The following is a 1233-nucleotide window of genomic DNA, read 5'->3' on the forward strand; positions in this document are numbered from 1 at the left end:
GTTATTCCCACAATATCATTAACAGAAAGAGAGTGTTAGGAATGGATAGTATACTTAAAGAAGAAAAATACCTTGATTACCTTTCAAAGCTATACGCTGAATCAACGTTTAAAAAAGGAAATACAATTGTTGGACAGCGAATCGGTGCAAATACGATTTATTGTCTTTACATAGAAGATAACTTTTTTATTATGACAGCTACTAATGTTAGAACATTCAACTTCTATGATTCATTCAAAGGAAATATAAAGGATATCTTAAGTTTAGATATTAAAGAGAATTTATTTACATTTAAAATTTCACTAACACTGAAAGAAAAAAAAGAGGGGAAATATAGTATTACAGAATACAGATTTAGTACGTCAAAAATTTTATTAACAAATTTTAATATAAAGAATACAAGAAGCTTTATAAATAAAAAATGATCATTTAAAAAAAGTTACTTTTAAAGAAAGATACTTGAGATTAGTTAAAATTATTGGAATATATCCAAATGATAGTTAGCATTCTTAGTAAAAGTAACTTTGAATCAGATAGATCATGTATCGATAACTATCACGTCATTGATTCTCTTGTTTGCTCAAATGATCAATATACTGTTTAGCTTCAAGTAGCCCTACCCAGTAGCTATTCTATATTCTTTAATGGCTTTGATTTTTTCCCCTTCTGAAATAAGAATGACAAGTTTTTCTTTTAATTCTTCATTTATGAAATCAGGTACACCAACTTGCTTAGCAATAATGTCCAACGTATGTTTTATATGAGTAATATCTTTTTTCAACTGTTTATTTCGATTGTTGGCTATAGAAGAGATCATTACTCCTCTCATAAGGGCTATAAGCACCCAAAAAGCTATATCATTCATGGTTTTTCCTCCTTAAAATTATATAGCGAGATCCCTATTAGAGTAGGGGTCTTTTTTAATTTAGATTTGATTTTAAATAACCATCATCCACTAAAAATCTTCCCTCTTGATTAACTGAAGTAGACATTTTTATGCCATTACTTGCAGTATGAGTCATATATAAAATATCTGTTTGATTATTTCGAATCACTTCAAAAGTTTCTTACTTTTCAACAACTGTAAAACATTCGTTTCTCATTCTTTCACACTACACATTCAAGTGTATACGGTAGAAAGTTATTTTTCCTTACGCTTTCTTTTTTATCTTTCTCTACGGCTACAACTCCTGCTATAAATACAGCGATAGACATACTGAATGCTACCTTTTT

General features: G+C 28.6%; 2 protein-coding genes. One reads left to right on the top strand and one right to left on the bottom strand.

The window, feature by feature from the left end:
• On the top strand, positions 1 to 425 hold a 425-nt coding region (locus tag BMX83_RS10640; RefSeq protein WP_218141956.1), incomplete at its 5' end, for a hypothetical protein.
• Between the two features lie 191 nt (positions 426 to 616).
• On the opposite strand, the gene BMX83_RS10645 is transcribed toward BMX83_RS10640, so the two are convergent.
• Positions 617 to 865 carry a hypothetical protein gene (locus BMX83_RS10645; RefSeq protein WP_218141957.1) on the bottom strand — a complete coding sequence of 83 codons (249 nt, stop codon included), beginning with the start codon at positions 863 to 865 and terminating at the stop codon, positions 617 to 619.
• Between the last annotated feature and the right edge of the window lie 368 nt (positions 866 to 1233).

Origin of the sequence: Alkalibacterium gilvum, assembly GCF_900109085.1 — a bacterium.
GTDB classification, from domain to species: Bacteria; Bacillota; Bacilli; order Lactobacillales; family Carnobacteriaceae_A; genus Alkalibacterium; species Alkalibacterium gilvum.

Bases quoted from the DNA above. Each gene is read 5' to 3' on its own strand.
- BMX83_RS10645 (WP_218141957.1), bottom strand. From the start codon at position 865: ATGAATGATATAGCTTTTTGGGTGCTTATAGCCCTTATGAGAGGAGTA.